The following is a 16,024-nucleotide window of genomic DNA, read 5'->3' as shown; positions in this document are numbered from 1 at the left end:
TCGCAGCATACTAAAAGCGCTGCTTAGACTGATAACGTTAATGCCGCGCTGGTGCAGAGGTATGTGAGTCTTCAGTTAGAACGAATTACAAATACCGCTGCAGCCAAAAGACGAAATAGACTAGTGCCAGAAGTAAGATGGGCAGCGTTCGCTTTTGTGTTTTGGTTAGAGCTGATGATTTCGTACGCTTCCATGTCATCATCACCCCCGTTGCAGAAAGCGTTGTTAAACCGACACCAAATACAAACCAAATTAACTTAGTCAAAAGCCCACCGAAGTATCCAAAGTGCAGTGGGTCTGCGTATTCATTGAGGTAGTTAGTCCAGGCCATACTTTTGGGCTCTTGTACGCCAACAATACGCTGGTTGGTTATATCAATATCTACTTTATGCGCGCGCTCACGTAGTAAAGGGTTATTGCCTATACCTGTGAATCGCAGTGCTGCTGTGTCTGAGGTAGGAAATAGTACACCGGTGATCTGCCAGTCCTCAATGGCTTGCGATGCCTTCTGAAACGCACTGGAAAACTGCGTGGTTGATACAGGGTTAACTTGCTCATAATTTGAAATGACGGTGGCCTTTGGTGGGCGAGGTTCAAATCGATTGCCTGCAACTGCGGCACCGAATTCAAATAAATACCACCAACTGGTTATGACAATGACAACGAAAAACCAGAGGCTCCACAGCCCAAGTAGTTTATGAATGTCGCTCAGTAGTATTCTTGGGCCTTGGTTTAGGCGGAGACGAGTAATGGCGGTTTTCCAGTTTCGGGTTGTTTTTAGGCCCGTATACAGCGAGATAGCAAGAATGAATGCGAAAAAGGTAACCGTTGGTAAGCCAAGATAATTAGGCATAAACAGATAGCGGTGAAAGTCTCGGAAGAACCGCTGAATCGTTAGAATAGGAATATCGCCTGTCACTTCATAGGTGTACTGATCCACGTGGATAAAGCGGTCATGACCATCGGGGAATTCTGCTCTGACACGGTAAGTGAAATTTTCATGACCCATGGTCGAGATGGATTTTATCTTAGCTTGTTCTGCATAGTTAAGCGTAGCCTCATAGATACTGTTCCACTTAACAATTTCATCATCGGCGTTGTCTAAATCGCTAGGAGGCGTATTAAACGTGCGCATTTCCTCAAACACAAGCCAATCAATTTCATTGGATACCGTAGCAATAGTGCCCGTTGCAACAATAATAAAAAGCACAAGTGAGAGCTGAAAACCTACCCACGCGTGCAAGTTGTATAACTTCTTTAGGTACTTTCTTTGCGCGGTTTTATCGTTAGTCATGAAATACTTGTGTAAGGTAAAAACAAGCCCTGAATGGTGCAGGGAACATAGTAAAAAGCATGGCGTATAATTGAAAGAAAGAAGGGCTAAGCGCAAGAATTTAACTCAAAAGCGCTACTTATAAACAGAACTCTAAGCAGAATTTATCCGCATAGCCAATCCCGAATTTAAAAAACGCAGTGTTTACCACTTGTAGGTGAATTCTACAAAACCGTTTCTTGGGTTTCCGGGGAAGTGACCTGTACGCTCAATAAAGCCTGATTCGGCATACTCTTTATCAAATAGGTTATCTATTCTAAATAGTACGCTGTAGTTGTCTACTTCCCAAGTTATTGACGCATCGGCAATGAAATATGACTTCACATTCTGACCAGACAGGCTCAGTTGGTCGTCAACATAGTTTCCACCAAAGGCAAAGGCAAGCTCCCACTCAGGTATTTGGTAACGCGTCCAGAAACCAAATTGATTCTGAGGCGCATTAGCGAAGCGGTCGCCGACACTATTGCTAATACCGCCACCGCCATTATCTGCGGTGATTCTTGCGTCGTTGTAACCATATGCTAGGCTTAAAATCCAATTTGGTGTTAAGTCAGTGATAACCTCAACTTCAAATCCATCACTGGTGACTTCACCCACCGCCGCAACGTTGTCAATGCCGTCACCTTCAGGATCTTCCCCGGTAGATTGAAGGATATTTTCTCGGGTTATTTGATACACGGCTAATCGCAGCAACGTAGTTTCATCGAACAGTTCTGCATTTATACCACCTTCGATAATATCTCCGGTAGTTGGCTCAAATGGTCCTCCAGCCTCATTCTGCTGATTACTCACTGACTGAGGTTCATAAGAGTCTGCCCATTGTCCATAAAGCGAAATGTTAGAATTAATCTTGTAAATACCACCAATGCGAAAACTTACATTTGAATCGTCGAAAACAGCACTAGACGTTTCGTCTTCAAATTGGTCGTAGCGCAAACCAGCAACAAAGGTAAACTGTTCCCAAGCAAGTTCATTCAGTACATAGGCACCGTTACGTGTTTGCTCCGTTGTACTTAAAGGCCTGAATTGCACATTGTAGTTTTCAGGCTGCGTCATACCGTAGTTAGGGTTAGTAAGCGTTAGTGGAATGATATCTGAGTCAAGCGATGACCCGGTTAGATAACGAAGGACAAAATCTTGCTCTAAAGCAGTACCACCTAATAGCGCGTCCTCTTTTCCTTTATAAAGGTCAACGCCGAACGCTGTTCTATGGTCTGCACCCAACCATTCGCCAGAATACACAAAGTTAGCACCAAAGCTAATTTGTTCTTGTTCGCGTAATTGATCTCTGAACTCACGGCCAACAAGGTCTATGTTCCCATCTCCATCGCTATCAATAAGCGCACGTGGTTCGTGGTAGTTCTGCTCCTGTTCATTATCTATGTAGCGCAAACGTGTATCGTAGCGGATTGAATCACTCAGCTGTCCCTCTAGAGAAAGTTGAACAGAGTCAGAGCGCAAGTTTAAAAAATCACTGGCTTCGTTATGGTTCCAATCTATATCTGTGAGAAAGTTACCACTGTCGTCAACGGGTACGCCGCGCAGTCGGTTAGCGCCCAAATCTTGTGAGTAATGGGTGTATTGAAGCGTTAGTAGGTGGCCTTGAAGGTCGTATGTATAGCCAGAATCGAAGATAAATACTTCACTGTCGCTGTTGTCTCGATAAGTATCTTGCTGCTCATAAAAAACACCTGTACGGGCGCTTTGGTCGTCATTAATTGCCCCATTTATTTCTGCTGAGCCTCCAAAGCGAGCATGCGAACCAGCAATTATTCTAGCGTTGGCGTCGAATTCTGACGTAGGTTTTTTTGTGACGTAGTTGAACAAGCCACCTGGCGCTCCCGGCCCATAGAGCATTCCGGCAGGGCCCTTTAAAAAGTCTACGCGCTCGATATTAAATAATTGAGGTACGTTGAAGCCTACATAAGGGTCTCCGCGTAAGCCATCAAAAAAGATTTCCTCTTGTCTAAAACCCCTGGCGGTTACACCGGCATAGCTAAATTGGCTAACACCAGCAATGTTACGATAAATATCTTTTGCATTGCGCGCACCCTGATCGCGTATCAAGCTTTCGTTGATTGTAGTGATTTGTTGGGTCGAATTAAGTGGGTCAACACTTAACTTACCTGTAGATGAGTTACCATTGCGATATAGATTTATCGCTCTACTAGTCACTACCACACGCTCTACTTGGTCGGATTTCGCAGGTGATATTTCACGTGTATCCGAAGAGGTTTCAATGTCTTGTGATAAAGCAGGGGAGGTCAACGAAGCAGCTATTAACGCGGCTAAATATTTCATTGCAAAAAAATCCAAGTGTTGTGTGATAAAAGGAGCGTGAAGAAAAGTCAATACTTTAATATAAATGACAACAGTTTTTATTATCGTTTATCTATGATTGTATGCCATTTGTCGTGTTGTAATCGTTATCAGTAAGCGAGAGTTATGGTGTGCAGCAACGTAGATGGATAGGTGTCAATCCGCATCAAAGTAAATTAGACCAATGTAGATGGAAACTTCATTATTTTGGCGTATGGTTATAGAGTAGGTTTGATTTACGACAAAGCAATGTAGATCCACTTTATCTAATATCTGAGTATAAAATTGGCATATTGGAAGGGTGTGTCGCTGGTGTTAAGTCATGACACTTACCAAGGAGTTGGACTGAATTGGGCGTTAGTATTTCATGAAAAAAGTACTGTATTTATCACTCGGGTTGTTTTTTACCCTTCTAGGTATTATTGGCGCATTCTTGCCGGTAATGCCAACAACTGTTTTTTTGATAGGTGCGCTTTTTTGTTTTACTCAATCTTCACCGCGCCTTGAAAACTGGTTACTTCAACACCCTAAATATGGCCCTAGTCTGGTTGCGTGGCGCAAGCATGGTGCAATTTCGAAAAAAGTGAAATGCATGGCGTGCTGCAGTATGTTGGTGAGCTTTATTCTGGTTTGCCTGTTCGCATCAATGCCTATTCCAGCGTACATAGGCATAGGTCTATTTATGGGAATAGGCGCGTACTTTGTTGTTACGCGCCCCAATATTCCTGCTGTTTAGCATTTCTTGTCAGAACTCAAAAAGCCTTCTCTCAGGTTAGCTTGCACTTTTTTGGCAGTTGTCGTGCTGCGACTAGCCGAAGTGCTCTAACGGTTTCTACCTAGTCGCTCGTGACTGCTCACCCATTCATCCGCTACAACAGCAGAACCTAAAGACAGATCTCCACATAGCACGGTCGCTGCAACAATTTCCGCAAACTTGTTAACGCTACCTCTTTCTGTACAGCCAAGTACGCTTAAACATTCGTTTTGTGTAGCTAAACCAGTTCCACCACCGTACGTAGCAACAATTAACGACGGAATAGTAACTGAGAAGTAATAGTCGCCGTTTGGCGTAATTTCGGCATAAGTAAACCCCGCCGACGATTCAGCCACATTAGCGACATCTTGTCCGCAAGCAATGAACATAGCGGTAATGCCGTTGGCGAAGTGGGCACCGTTGTTAACACTACCCGCCATTAAAGCGCCCATATTTGAGTATTGGCGCTGTTTAAACAAAGCCTCTGGCGGGCAATGCATAATGTCTTTCATAAGTTGTTTAGGCAAGGTTATCTCTGCTACAACGCGCTTTCCGCGGGTATGCAGCGAGTTTAAGTGCGAGTGCTTTTTATCGGTATCAAGGTTTGCTGCCAGCACAAAGTGCTCAATATTGCCCGAATAGTTTGCCTGTATCCACTCGCAGCCTGCTTTGGTAGCTTTGCTTACCATGTTTTGCCCAGCAGCATCGCCACAGGTAAAGTTGAACCTAAGCCAGCGAAGCTTAGAGGCGGCATATTGCTCGATATCCCGAAGTTTACCTACGCTGGTGGTATTATCAGAAGCTTGTTTGATGGCTTCAAAGTTTTGCTCGACCCACTTGCCAAATTCGAGGGCTTCTCTTGCGTTAGAAAACGCAAACATAGGCGCTCGCTGCATGGCGTCGTCAATAACTGTGGTGGTTATGCCGCCTGCTTCTCTTGTTAAACGCATACCTCTGCTGTAGCTGGCTGTTAGCGTACCTTCTGTAGTGGCCATTGGAACGTAGAACTCGCCTTTGGCATGCTCTCCATTCACTAGCATCGGGCCTGCAAAGCCGATAGGCACCTGCGCAACACCAGCAAAATTTTCTATGTTTCCCGATAAGGTTTCGGGGGGGATTGAATAGTGTCCTAAGTGGTTTAGCTGGGTGCCGGTTTCGCGCGCAATAAACTCGCGGCGGGTCTGGCTCATGTCGTGGCTGTAGTCGTTGTCTGAGGAACGTGGGATTTTAGGCATCGGGCCACTCCTTTTTTCTTTCATAATAGGAGTACTGATATCGAATGAGAACTGTTTACAATTTATACATGAGGATAAGTGCCACCTATGTATGCGCTTTTAATGTAGAAAGACAGTAAATTCACATTTCTACATTAAAAGCAGGGGACATTACTTATTTCGAGCGCGATAGCGATGTGAGATTGCGCCGCATACAGCAGATGATGCTATGCTCTTTGAGCCAATTTTGCTTTAAGTGCAGCAATCTCTTCTCGGCGTTTTTTATCGGCTAGAGGGCGGTTGGCTTTTTCAGGCGCGTTTTGAGCGCGGATTAAAAACGCTTGGGCCTCTTCATATTCTCCATCGTCGAAAAGAAACTCAGCATAGAAGAAGTTTTGGTCCATACCTTCTGGGTTAATTTCCAATGCTCGCTTAAACAATTTTTTTGCCTTCTTATCGCTTCCAAAGCTAACTGGCCAGCCTGGAACTTTATGATAAAGTGCCGCTAATACAATCAGTGCCGTCCCGTCTAATACCGCTTCCTCTTTTTTAATGGCACGTTCTAAGTTTTCCTTCGCACTTTCAGCAAAGTCTAGGGCACCCAAACCGCCTTTTGCACTGGCCATACTTGATTGAGAGATAGCTAGCCAGGTCAGCGCTTCAGCGCTATTTTCTGATTGCTCGACTAACACTTTCGCCTGCGCTATCAGTGCAGAAAATGCCTCTAATTGGGCTTCACCTTCAATCTCATAGTTCGTTTTTGCCCACGCGTGTTGCAACGGTAGCAAATCAAGAGTGTTTGCATGAACCGTAGATACCGACAGCATAGTAAGAAGGATGAATAGCAAAGGAGAGAAGAAATTCTTTTTCTGCATGAAAAGTCGCCTTTATAAGAAAGAGGTAGTTAGAAATAAACGAGATAATTCGACGAAATTATTAGTAATTTCATGAATTATCGTTGAATCGGCGGCCAATCTAACGATATTTGCTGTGAAAATCTATCAAAATAGCTACAGCTTCTGATTTTTCGAATAAAAGTTCGAAGACGACATGAGCCTTTTAAGTATTACTCAATAAGCTCTTTCGTTAGTGCATCAATTGCTAGCTGTGGGTGTTTGTCCCAGCGGGCGTAGTTAATTCGATAAGGAATGTTGGGATTATCAAGATAGTGAATTTTACGTGTGCCACTAGCGACTAGCTTTCCCGCTTTTTCGTGGTATTCAAAGTCATTAAAAATGTCATCAAGTTTTCCGTCTTTCAATATTCGAATTAGGCCGAGTTTTAATCTCTTAGCAAGCGTTTGATTATCAGGGCTTACAAAAAAATACTCGTAGTTTGGATAGTTCAGGATGTGGTTTTGCTCTAACGAAATGCGCTTGGCTGAATGGCGGGACAAATCACGATGTACTTCAATGATGTTTCTGGGAAAGGCGTCAACAAGATTTTTCTCCACGAGAGAATACATAGAATTAAACCACAAGCTCCAATCTTCACCTTCAACGTTGTAACCATTCGAACTCAGTACAGTTAAATCAGGCCAATCCGAACCCTGTACTAGTGTCCGAGTTTTCAATGTTGAACTATCAATGGAATAGTCAAAATCATCTTGTTTATCTGGATTTATGACGAACACACGTAAGCCTGCAAAACCCTTGAGTAATGGAAGTCTGATAGGGATAAGTTGTTTTTCTCTAACTTTACTGGTTGCGCTCCACATCACGTCAGCTTCGCCATTGATAAGTGACACCAGCTGACGGCTTTGACTCATGGGTTGTGGATGTGGAACTAAGTTTGTGGTCCCCAGCTCTGGGGTTGCATTAAGTGCGGCTTGCAAAACTGCGACGTGATAGTTGCCGTATTCGTTGTCTGCAAATGCGCGTGTGAAAATAATGCTCTTATTATTTTCCTCTTTGGCCGCTGCGTTGTAGCAAAGGAAAAATAATGCAAGTGCACTAAAACATACCACTGATGAGATTTTCATTTGCCTTCTGTTTGTGGTTAAAAATTCAACAGATAAAAAATATCGCATATCTGGCGCATTGTCATTTGTTTTATGGCTAAATATTATTCATTTATTTTGCATTAGGGGTTCGCATTTATGTCAATTCCTGTATAATTCGCGCCCTGCCCAGTTACGCCCACCTTTGGGAAGGTGGAAGAATCAGCCGGCTCGAAGGGGTCTTTGCGTTGATTTTAAGGTGATTTCTGGTGTTCAGAAATCAGTAACGACGATATTATTCGGGTGAATTTGAAAATGAAAACTTTTGTTGCTAAGCCAGAAACGGTACAACGTGACTGGTATGTGGTAGACGCCACAGACAAAACTCTAGGCCGTTTGGCTTCTGAAATCGCACTACGCCTTCGTGGTAAGCATAAGCCAGAGTACACACCTCACGTGGACACTGGTGATTACATCATCGTAATCAATGCTGAGAAAGTTGCGGTTACAGGCCGTAAAGCGCAAGACAAAATGTACTATGCGCACTCTGGTTACCCAGGTGGTCTTAAAGAGACAAACTTTGAAAAACTAATTGCTCACAAGCCAGAAATGGTTCTTGAAAAAGCAGTTAAAGGCATGTTGCCAAAAGGCCCTCTAGGCCGCGCAATGTTCCGTAAAATGAAAGTTTACGCTGGTGCAGAACACTCTCACGCAGCACAGCAACCACAAGTTTTGGACATTTAAGGAGCTATTAACATGGCAGATACTCAATACTACGGCACAGGCCGCCGCAAAAGTTCTACTGCTCGTGTGTTCCTACGTCCAGGCACAGGTAGCATTAAAGTAAACCAACGCGCTCTTGACGAGTACTTTGGTCGTGAAACAGAGTGCATGGTTGTTCGTCAGCCACTTGAACTTGTTGAAATGACTGAAAAGTTTGACGTATACATCACTGTTAAAGGTGGTGGTTCTAACGGTCAAGCTGGTGCAATCCGTCACGGTCTTACTCGTGCTCTTATGGAGTATGATGAAGCACTACGTCCAGCACTTCGTAAAGCTGGCTTCGTTACTCGTGATGCACGTCGCGTTGAACGTAAGAAAGTTGGTCTACACAAAGCGCGTAAGCGTCCACAATTCTCAAAGCGTTAATTTTTACGTTTTTTGTATCGCAAAAACCCGGCTTATGCCGGGTTTTTTATTGCTTAAAGTTCATTATAGAGCGTCAATTTCTAAAGTGGGCTGAGGTCTATCTTGCCGTTTATTTCATAACAAAGGTTTAATTTGTGCGTGCTATATCGCCAAATATTCTTCAAAACCTTGATTTTAGGCTTTTCTCTCACTAAACCTAAACACACTAATTGAATTAAATTATCGCTTAAATATCAGTAAAACCTTGTGTTTATAAGGGCTTTTCTTTTATCATTTGCGGTCGAAAATTTTGAAAACTTTCGTGACCTCGTAAACCAGTAAATTTTTGCTGTTACGTTGCTGTCATGACAAGCCATATGATGCATGACGCAAGCGTGATAAAACCAGTATAAGCTTGGGTTACACATCATAATTATCCAAACCTGGAGAAATGTGGATGAGCAATGTATCTGTAGATGCAACAGAGTCTGCACACAATGAAAACCAGCCAGAAAACAACACTCGTCGTCGGTTCTTGACCGTTGCCACGTCGGTAGTTGGTGGTGTAGGTGTCGTTGGTGCTGCTGTGCCTTTTATTGCGTCCTGGAATCCAAGCGCCAAAGCGAAAGCGGCCGGTGCTGACGTTGAAGTAGATATCAGCGGGATTGAGCCTGGACAATTAGTACGTGTAATGTGGCGAAGCAAGCCTGTATGGATTGTACGTCGTACGCCTGAGATTCTTGAAGAACTAGGCACACACGAAGATAAGCTGAAAGATCCTAACTCTGAAGCTGAGCAGCAACCTACTTTTGCTCAAAATCGTTTCCGTTCGATGAAAGAAGAATACCTGATTCTAGTGGGTATCTGTACGCACCTAGGTTGCTCTCCACAGCACCTTAAAGATGGCGCTTTCGAAGAAGTGGTTGAGGGTGTACCAGATGGTTTCTTCTGCCCGTGCCACGGTTCTAAGTTTGATATGGCAGGACGTGTGTTCCAAAACGTACCGGCACCATTAAACCTAGTTGTACCGCCATATCAATTCGTTGATGACAATAACATCATCATCGGTTCAGAAGCGGAGGCTTAATTATTATGAATGCTTTCCTAGGTTGGATTGAAGAACGCATCCCAATGATGCGCGTTGCGAATATGCACGCTCTTCAATACCCTGCTCCAAAGAACATGAACTTTTGGTATGTGTTCGGTTTTCTAGCTACTATTGTTTTGGTAAACCAAATTGTTACTGGTATTTGGTTGACCATGAATTTCGTTCCATCTTCAGAAGGCGCGTTTGCCTCTGTTGAATACATCATGCGTGAGATCGACTACGGTTGGATCATTCGTTACATGCACAGTACTGGCGCATCGGCGTTCTTTATTGTGGTATATCTACACATGTTCCGCGGCATGATTTACGGCTCTTACCAGAAGCCTCGTGAGCTTTTATGGGTGTTTGGTATGTTTATCTACCTAGCGCTTATGGCAGAAGCTTTCATGGGTTATGTACTACCTTGGGGACAGATGTCTTACTGGGGTGCACAGGTAATTGTATCGCTATTTGGTGCTATCCCTGTTGTTGGTCCTGACTTGGTAATCTGGCTACAGGGTGACTACGTTATCTCTGGCGCGACACTAAACCGTTTCTTCGCATTACACGTTATTGCGTTGCCATTGGTTATCGTTATTCTTGTGTTCCTTCACATTATCGCACTTCACGAAGTGGGTTCTAACAACCCTGATGGTATTGCTATCAAGCACAAGAAAGGTTCACTGCCAGAGTCTGAAAAGACTAAATATGAAATTCATGAATACTACACAAGCAAGTACGACATTGCTGATGACGTATTGCCGTTCTTCCCACACATCGTACTTAAAGACCTTGTGGCATTCTGTATTTTCTTAGCGCTATTTACTTATGTGCTGTTCTTTGCCCCTGAAATGGGCGGTAAATTCCTAGAGCATCCTAACTTTGAAATTGCTAACCCGTTGAAAACACCTGAGCACATCTTCCCTGTGTGGTACTTCACGCCGTTCTACGCAATTTTGAAAGCGGTACCTGATAAGTTGTTCGGTGTACTAGCTATGTTCGGTGCAATTGCTGCGCTATTCGCTCTACCTTGGTTAGACCGTGGTCGCGTTAAGTCATGGCGCTATCGCTGTGGTCTACACAAAGTAAACCTTATTGTGTTTGCAATTGTGTTTATCTTCCTGGGTTACCTAGGTGGTACGCCACAAGAAAACTGGAAAATCATTGCGTCGCAAGTTGCTACAGTAATGTACTTCGGTTTCTTCATTGCATTGTTCTTGTACAGCAAAAACGAAAACACTAAACCTGTGCCAGAGAGGATTTCTAAATGAAAAAAATGATGTGCTTTTTAGCCTTCTTCCTACCTGGCGTAGCGCTTGCGGCAGGCGGGAACGTACACCTAGATAAAGCGCCTATCGATTTAACCGATAAGGCGTCTTTACAACGCGGTGCACAATTGTTCATGAACTACTGCTTAGGCTGTCACTCAATGAAGTACCAGCGCTATCAGCGTTCATTCCAAGATTTGGGTATTCCTGACGAACTAGGCCAAGAATACCTGCAGTTTACGGGTGAAAAAGTGTCTGACTATATCACTCGTGCAATGCCTGAAGAAGCTGCTGCTGGTTGGTTTGGTGCAGCTCCACCAGATTTAACACTAGTGGCGCGTGTTCGTGGTGAAGATTGGATTTACACTTACCTGCGCTCTTTCTATGTTGACGAAAGCCGCCCATTTGGTGTGAACAACACAGTATTCCCAGAAGTGGGTATGCCACACGTACTTCAACCACTTCAAGGCACGCCAACGCGTACTTATGAAGAGCAAATGGTTGATGGTGAGATGGTTAAGCGTTATGTAGGCATTAAGTCAGATGGTACTGGCGCAATGTCTCCTGACGAGTACGACCAAGCTGTTGCCGATATCGTGAACTTCCTAGAGTACACGGGTGAGCCTTCAAAACTTGAATCTCACAAAATCGGTAAGTGGGTACTTATCTTTATCGCAGTATTGTTTGTATTTGTTTACTTACTGAAGAAAGAATACTGGCGAGAAGTGCACTAATCGCACAGATTTATGTATAATATGAAAAGGGGGCTTCTCGCCCCCTTTTTTGGTATTTACTCGTGCTACCTGAAAACCCTTTTGTATAGAGTGTTCAGGTAGCACGAGTTATCGTAATAAGCTTACCGTTTGTAAGCGTAAACTTGTTTCTCGACGGAGGAAATTGAATGGCCGTAGCCGCGAATAAACGTTCTATTATGACGTTGTTCTCTGACACAATTGATATTTATAGCCACCAGGTGCGCATTGTGTTGGCAGAAAAAGGTGTGGGTGTTGAAATCAGCTACACAGATCCTAGCAACCTGTCTGAAGATCTGTTGGAGCTTAACCCTTACGGTACTGTTCCAACTCTAGTTGATCGCGAGCTTGTACTTTACAAGTCGCATATCATTATGGAATACCTTGATGAGCGTTTCCCTCATCCACCACTAATGCCGGTTTACCCTGTATCACGTGGCCAAAGCCGTCTTATGATGCACCGCATTGAGCAAGATTGGTACTCGCTTGCTGCTCGTATCTTCCGTGGTGAAGGTGACGTAGAAGCAGCACGTAATGAGCTGCGTGAAGCCTTGCTATCACTTGCGCCTGTATTTGGTGAGATGCCTTACTTCATGAGCGAAGAGTTCAGCTTAGTTGATTGCTACCTTGCTCCGCTATTATGGCGTTTACCTGCACTAGGTATTGAACTAAACGGTGCCGGCAGCAAAGAAATTAACGCTTACATGAACCGTATTTTCTCTCGTAGCTCATTTAAAGCGTCTTTGACTGACCAAGAGCGTGAGATCCACAACCCGCTATGACATCTATGACGTCTAACCAGCCCTATTTGCTTAGGGCTTTTTATGAGTGGATTGTTGATAACGATTTAACGCCGTATATTGTGGTTGATGCAACTAATGAGTTGGTTGAAGTGCCGCAAGAATTTGTTAAAGACGGCCAAATTGTTTTAAACGTATCGCCAAGCGCATGTGTGAACTTCTCTCTTGATTTAGACGGCTTGTCTTTTCAAGCACGTTTTTCTGGGCAGCCCAGAAGATTGAGTATGCCTTGTGAAGCTGTGATGGCTATCTACGCAAGGGAAAACGGTGCAGGTACTGTATTTGCCACCGAAGAGGATGTGGCTCGTGCGCAGCAAGAGCGTACTGAAACATCTGAAGGTGTGTCTCAACCGAGCGGACCAACGCCGCTAGAAGATGCTGACTCAGGCGACATTCAAGATGCGCCGGTTCCGCCTAAAAAAGGCAAGCCGAGCCTTAAAGTTATTAAATAGCTAATTAAGTAGCTAACTGGGCCATTTGCATGGTCGCTATTTAAAAACATTCAGTGTATTAACCTAGTCTGGCTTTGCAAAGCTATTCGCTTAAGCAGGGCCAGCTATTATCTTCATATTCGCCTTATCTAATATTTTACTCCCACTTCGACGCTTGTATTTGAAGCCTCGCAACTAAGTGTCCAACTAAAAAACTTGCGTTCTAATAAATACGAAAGCACCCCATTACTTATAAGTAATAGGGCGCTAAAGTGGCTGATTCGCTATACATCTATTAACGAGTTCGAGTTATCACTACACGACTTGTCGGAAAATCAAAGCGATGGGCTTCGGTTAGTACGGACGTTGACAAACCTTCACGGCTTGGGTCATTTGCGTTTGCACTGGTTACCACACCTTGATGGAGCCTTACTGCATCGGCAAGGTCGTCCCTAACTACATCATAACCCGCTGCCTCTCCACCACCTCCTGCTGCTCCTGCGGCAGGGCCCGGCATTGTGGCTGCTGTTTCTGTATTAGCCTCTGTACCGGCGTCCCAGGTCACTGTCATGAAAGTTTTCGTATCACCCACTGCCATATTACTTACGTTAGCTGCATTTAAGCCGGTAAATGCATCGTTGGTGTTAACCAACATGGTTGTTACCGTAAGATGCAGGTCGTCAGCGTCGAGTTCTGGAACCACGAGGGTTAGTTCTGTGCCCATTGAACGAGGGCCCAATATGCCCCCAGAGTTTTGCGCATCTAAAAAGTCCGTGGAGTCCATGGCTTCAGTAATGACCATAGACGGGTCACCGCCCTCAGCCATAATTTCAATGCCCATGCTGGCTGGCTCGCCCTCACTAAATGAGTGGAAGCCTGACTCGTGCAATATGACGGCGGCAGGAGCAAAGGGCTGAGAGTAGGTTAAGTTGGTAATTTGTACGGTATAAACCGCTGAATTACCGTTTATACCATCTTGTCCGTCGGAACCGTCTTGGCCGTCTGCGCCATCGGCACCATCTTGACCGTCGACTCCAGCTTCACCTTGAGGACCCGCTGGCCCTTGAGGGCCTGTATCACCATCGTCGCCGCAGGCAGCAAGAAGCGCTGAAAGCATCAATAATGTACTGAGTTTAATTATTGGATTATTCATTGTAATGGCTCCTTAAGATGCAGGAACAGTTATAACAACACGTGCAACGGGGTTTAACCAACGGTGTACGGTAGAGTCCAGATCACTGGCACCAGCGGCGCTATCAGTATCACCAAGCGCATTTCGGTGAATGTGCACTGGGCCATCTTCACCATCTTCAATTTCGCCATTTACGATTTGTGCACCCACACCTGTGCCGCCCGTACCTAAGTCAACGATACGAGTAGGTGCACCACCACCGGCAACACCAGGAACACCATATCCACCCAGCGCATTTCCTGTACCAGCTTCAACGACGTCAGTACGAGCACTATTTAGCTCATCGTTAAGCTCTGTACCGGCATCGTAAGCATTTAAATAATATGTATAGGTGCCAGGTTCGGTAGGGATTTCAATACTGTCCATACCAACAAAAGCATCGTTAGTAGGTATTAGCATGGAAAGTAGCGATAGATATGGCTTGCCTAAAGTATCGAATTCGTAGCTTAACGTAGCTTTTGGGGCTAGTAGGCCCCCAAAACGGTGCCATGTGTTTGACCCATTGTCAGTATCAACAGGACCCAATAACGCCTCAAAGTTAGCGCCGCTTGAATCAGCGTTTTGCTCATCATCAATAACACCTGCTTCAGCAAGCCACGCTAATGCCGATGACGCTGGCTGTCCGACTTCAAAAGCGTCAACTGTGTCATCGTGAGCAATAACTAGGCGCGGCGTAAAGCTTTGCGCTTGGGTTAAGTTAGTAATTTCAACATTTAAGGTAACAGCTTGGCTTACTGATATTGTTGCTAGCGACAGTAAGGTAGCGCTAGCAAGTTTAGTGAATTTCATTTTATTGTCCTTGTTTATGGCTTAAATCGCATAAAAATTTAGGGCAGTAAAATTTTTAATTCATCACAGAACTATCACAAAAAAAACACAGATTTGTATCGATAAATAATAATATTGTTATAAATTTTTATTGCTTATTTATCAGTCAAAAAATTGTTATTAATGTGAAATAAAAACACGAAGGGTCGGGTCTTGTTTTTTATTGGCGAATTAGGAGCGAGATATGATCCTTATCATCTACACTGGAAATAAGTTTCAACACAATATATCGCAAAGCTTAAGTAAGCATAGCTTTCTTTACGACGCAGTCTCTAATTTTCAATCAGCAGAGTCGTTGCTTAGGGCGCAGCAGTATTCACTCATTATTGTCGAATCGCACAGTAATACTATGTGCCTGCAGCGTATTAGACGTTTAGTAGAAGCTAACCCTGAGAGTTGGGTGGTGGCCGTTGAAAGCGATATGCCGAGAACTGATACGACTGACGATACAGTAGATGAGGCTAACTACTATGAAGCAGGTGTAGATGACTACCTTACTGGTGCGTTTGACGAGCGTATGTTTTCAGCACGTATTCGCTCCCATATGCGAAGAAGTATGCCCAACCAAGAAACCTTGAGAACTAACGATGGTAGCGAAGAACGCATCGAAATTGGCCCGCTTAGGGTAGATCAGCGTTATCACAGCGTGACGATCAATGGTCAAATACTGGCATTAACGGCACGCGAATTCACTTTGTTGAATTATTTCTGTCGTCACCCCAATCAGGTGTTTTCCCGCAATCAGCTACTTAGCGAGGTTTGGGGATATAACCATGAAGGTTATGAGCATACGGTAAACACACATATTAATCGTCTTCGCTCTAAACTTGACAAGGTTAACAGTATTGAAAATGGCGGACAGCTAGTACAAACCGTATGGGGTGTCGGATACAAACTGAATATTAATGGGTATACAGCCAAGGCGTTAAGCGCCTGAACGATATAGTTTAAAAAATTACTTGTGCCCTAGGAAAAGGCT

16 protein-coding genes are annotated in these 16,024 nt (G+C 44.2%); 9 read left to right on the top strand and 7 right to left on the bottom strand.

The features are described from left to right. Positions 1-85 precede the first annotated feature (85 nt). On the bottom strand, positions 86-1,294 hold the full coding sequence (locus ACXAER_RS06620; RefSeq protein ID WP_474827718.1) for a PepSY-associated TM helix domain-containing protein: 1,209 nt from the start codon (positions 1,292-1,294) through the stop codon (positions 86-88). 183 nt (positions 1,295-1,477) lie between these two features. Further along, on the bottom strand, positions 1,478-3,634 hold the full coding sequence (locus tag ACXAER_RS06615) for a TonB-dependent siderophore receptor (protein ID WP_474827716.1): 2,157 nt from the start codon (positions 3,632-3,634) through the stop codon (positions 1,478-1,480). 385 nt (positions 3,635-4,019) lie between these two features. Here ACXAER_RS06615 and ACXAER_RS06610 point away from each other — a divergent pair, with 385 nt between their 5' ends. After that, a complete protein-coding gene (locus tag ACXAER_RS06610; RefSeq protein ID WP_474827714.1) occupies positions 4,020-4,388 on the top strand; it encodes a YbaN family protein in 369 nt (122 codons plus the stop codon). Between the two features lie 86 nt (positions 4,389-4,474). Here ACXAER_RS06610 and ACXAER_RS06605 read toward each other — a convergent pair whose 3' ends face one another. The 3 genes from ACXAER_RS06605 to ACXAER_RS06595 form a co-directional block, all read right to left on the bottom strand. Further along, entirely contained in the window at positions 4,475-5,641 is a 1,167-nt protein-coding gene (locus tag ACXAER_RS06605) for a hydroxymethylglutaryl-CoA reductase (RefSeq protein WP_474827712.1), read from the bottom strand. A 206-nt stretch (positions 5,642-5,847) separates the two neighbouring features. After that, on the bottom strand, positions 5,848-6,495 hold the full coding sequence (locus ACXAER_RS06600; RefSeq protein WP_474827710.1) for a tetratricopeptide repeat protein: 648 nt from the start codon (positions 6,493-6,495) through the stop codon (positions 5,848-5,850). Positions 6,496-6,686: 191 nt separating this feature from the next. Next, entirely contained in the window at positions 6,687-7,601 is a 915-nt protein-coding gene (locus ACXAER_RS06595) for a hypothetical protein (protein ID WP_474827708.1), read from the bottom strand. Positions 7,602-7,874: 273 nt separating this feature from the next. On the opposite strand from ACXAER_RS06595, the gene rplM reads away from it, so the two are divergent. The 7 genes from rplM to ACXAER_RS06560 all read left to right on the top strand — a co-directional run bounded on the left by rplM (position 7,875) and on the right by ACXAER_RS06560 (position 13,046). Beyond that, positions 7,875-8,303 (top strand): 50S ribosomal protein L13, encoded by a 429-nt coding sequence (gene rplM, locus ACXAER_RS06590; protein ID WP_012517329.1) that lies wholly within the window; start codon positions 7,875-7,877, stop codon positions 8,301-8,303. 12 nt (positions 8,304-8,315) lie between these two features. Continuing rightward, a complete protein-coding gene (gene rpsI, locus ACXAER_RS06585) occupies positions 8,316-8,708 on the top strand; it encodes a 30S ribosomal protein S9 (protein WP_014948330.1) in 393 nt (130 codons plus the stop codon). A gap of 436 nt (positions 8,709-9,144) precedes the next feature. Beyond that, the gene (petA, locus tag ACXAER_RS06580; protein WP_118490220.1) at positions 9,145-9,774 is read left to right on the top strand and encodes a ubiquinol-cytochrome c reductase iron-sulfur subunit; all 630 of its coding nucleotides are present in this window, start codon (positions 9,145-9,147) and stop codon (positions 9,772-9,774) included. Between the two features lie 5 nt (positions 9,775-9,779). Next, the gene (locus ACXAER_RS06575) at positions 9,780-11,045 is read left to right on the top strand and encodes a cytochrome b (protein ID WP_110288466.1); all 1,266 of its coding nucleotides are present in this window, start codon (positions 9,780-9,782) and stop codon (positions 11,043-11,045) included. Beyond that, positions 11,042-11,776: a cytochrome c1 gene (locus ACXAER_RS06570; RefSeq protein WP_014948333.1), complete on the top strand. Its 735-nt coding sequence runs from the start codon at positions 11,042-11,044 to the stop codon at positions 11,774-11,776. Before ACXAER_RS06575 ends, ACXAER_RS06570 begins: the two co-directional genes overlap by 4 nt. A gap of 167 nt (positions 11,777-11,943) precedes the next feature. Next, the gene (gene sspA / locus ACXAER_RS06565; RefSeq protein WP_012517332.1) at positions 11,944-12,576 is read left to right on the top strand and encodes a stringent starvation protein SspA; all 633 of its coding nucleotides are present in this window, start codon (positions 11,944-11,946) and stop codon (positions 12,574-12,576) included. Beyond that, entirely contained in the window at positions 12,573-13,046 is a 474-nt protein-coding gene (locus ACXAER_RS06560) for a ClpXP protease specificity-enhancing factor (protein WP_474827705.1), read from the top strand. Before sspA ends, ACXAER_RS06560 begins: the two co-directional genes overlap by 4 nt. A gap of 274 nt (positions 13,047-13,320) precedes the next feature. Here the strand turns inward: ACXAER_RS06560 and ACXAER_RS06555 are convergent, their stop codons facing one another. Next, positions 13,321-14,178 (bottom strand): spondin domain-containing protein, encoded by an 858-nt coding sequence (locus ACXAER_RS06555; protein ID WP_474827703.1) that lies wholly within the window; start codon positions 14,176-14,178, stop codon positions 13,321-13,323. 12 nt (positions 14,179-14,190) lie between these two features. Then, positions 14,191-15,006, bottom strand: coding sequence for a spondin domain-containing protein (locus ACXAER_RS06550; protein WP_474827701.1), 816 nt, complete (start codon positions 15,004-15,006; stop codon positions 14,191-14,193). Between the two features lie 223 nt (positions 15,007-15,229). Here ACXAER_RS06550 and ACXAER_RS06545 point away from each other — a divergent pair, with 223 nt between their 5' ends. Next, positions 15,230-15,982 (top strand): winged helix-turn-helix transcriptional regulator, encoded by a 753-nt coding sequence (locus ACXAER_RS06545; RefSeq protein ID WP_474827700.1) that lies wholly within the window; start codon positions 15,230-15,232, stop codon positions 15,980-15,982. Positions 15,983-16,024: the final 42 nt, after the last annotated feature.

The organism is Alteromonas sp. AWJ4_199 (assembly GCF_056159165.1).
This window is presented reverse-complemented; position numbering and strand designations above follow the sequence as displayed.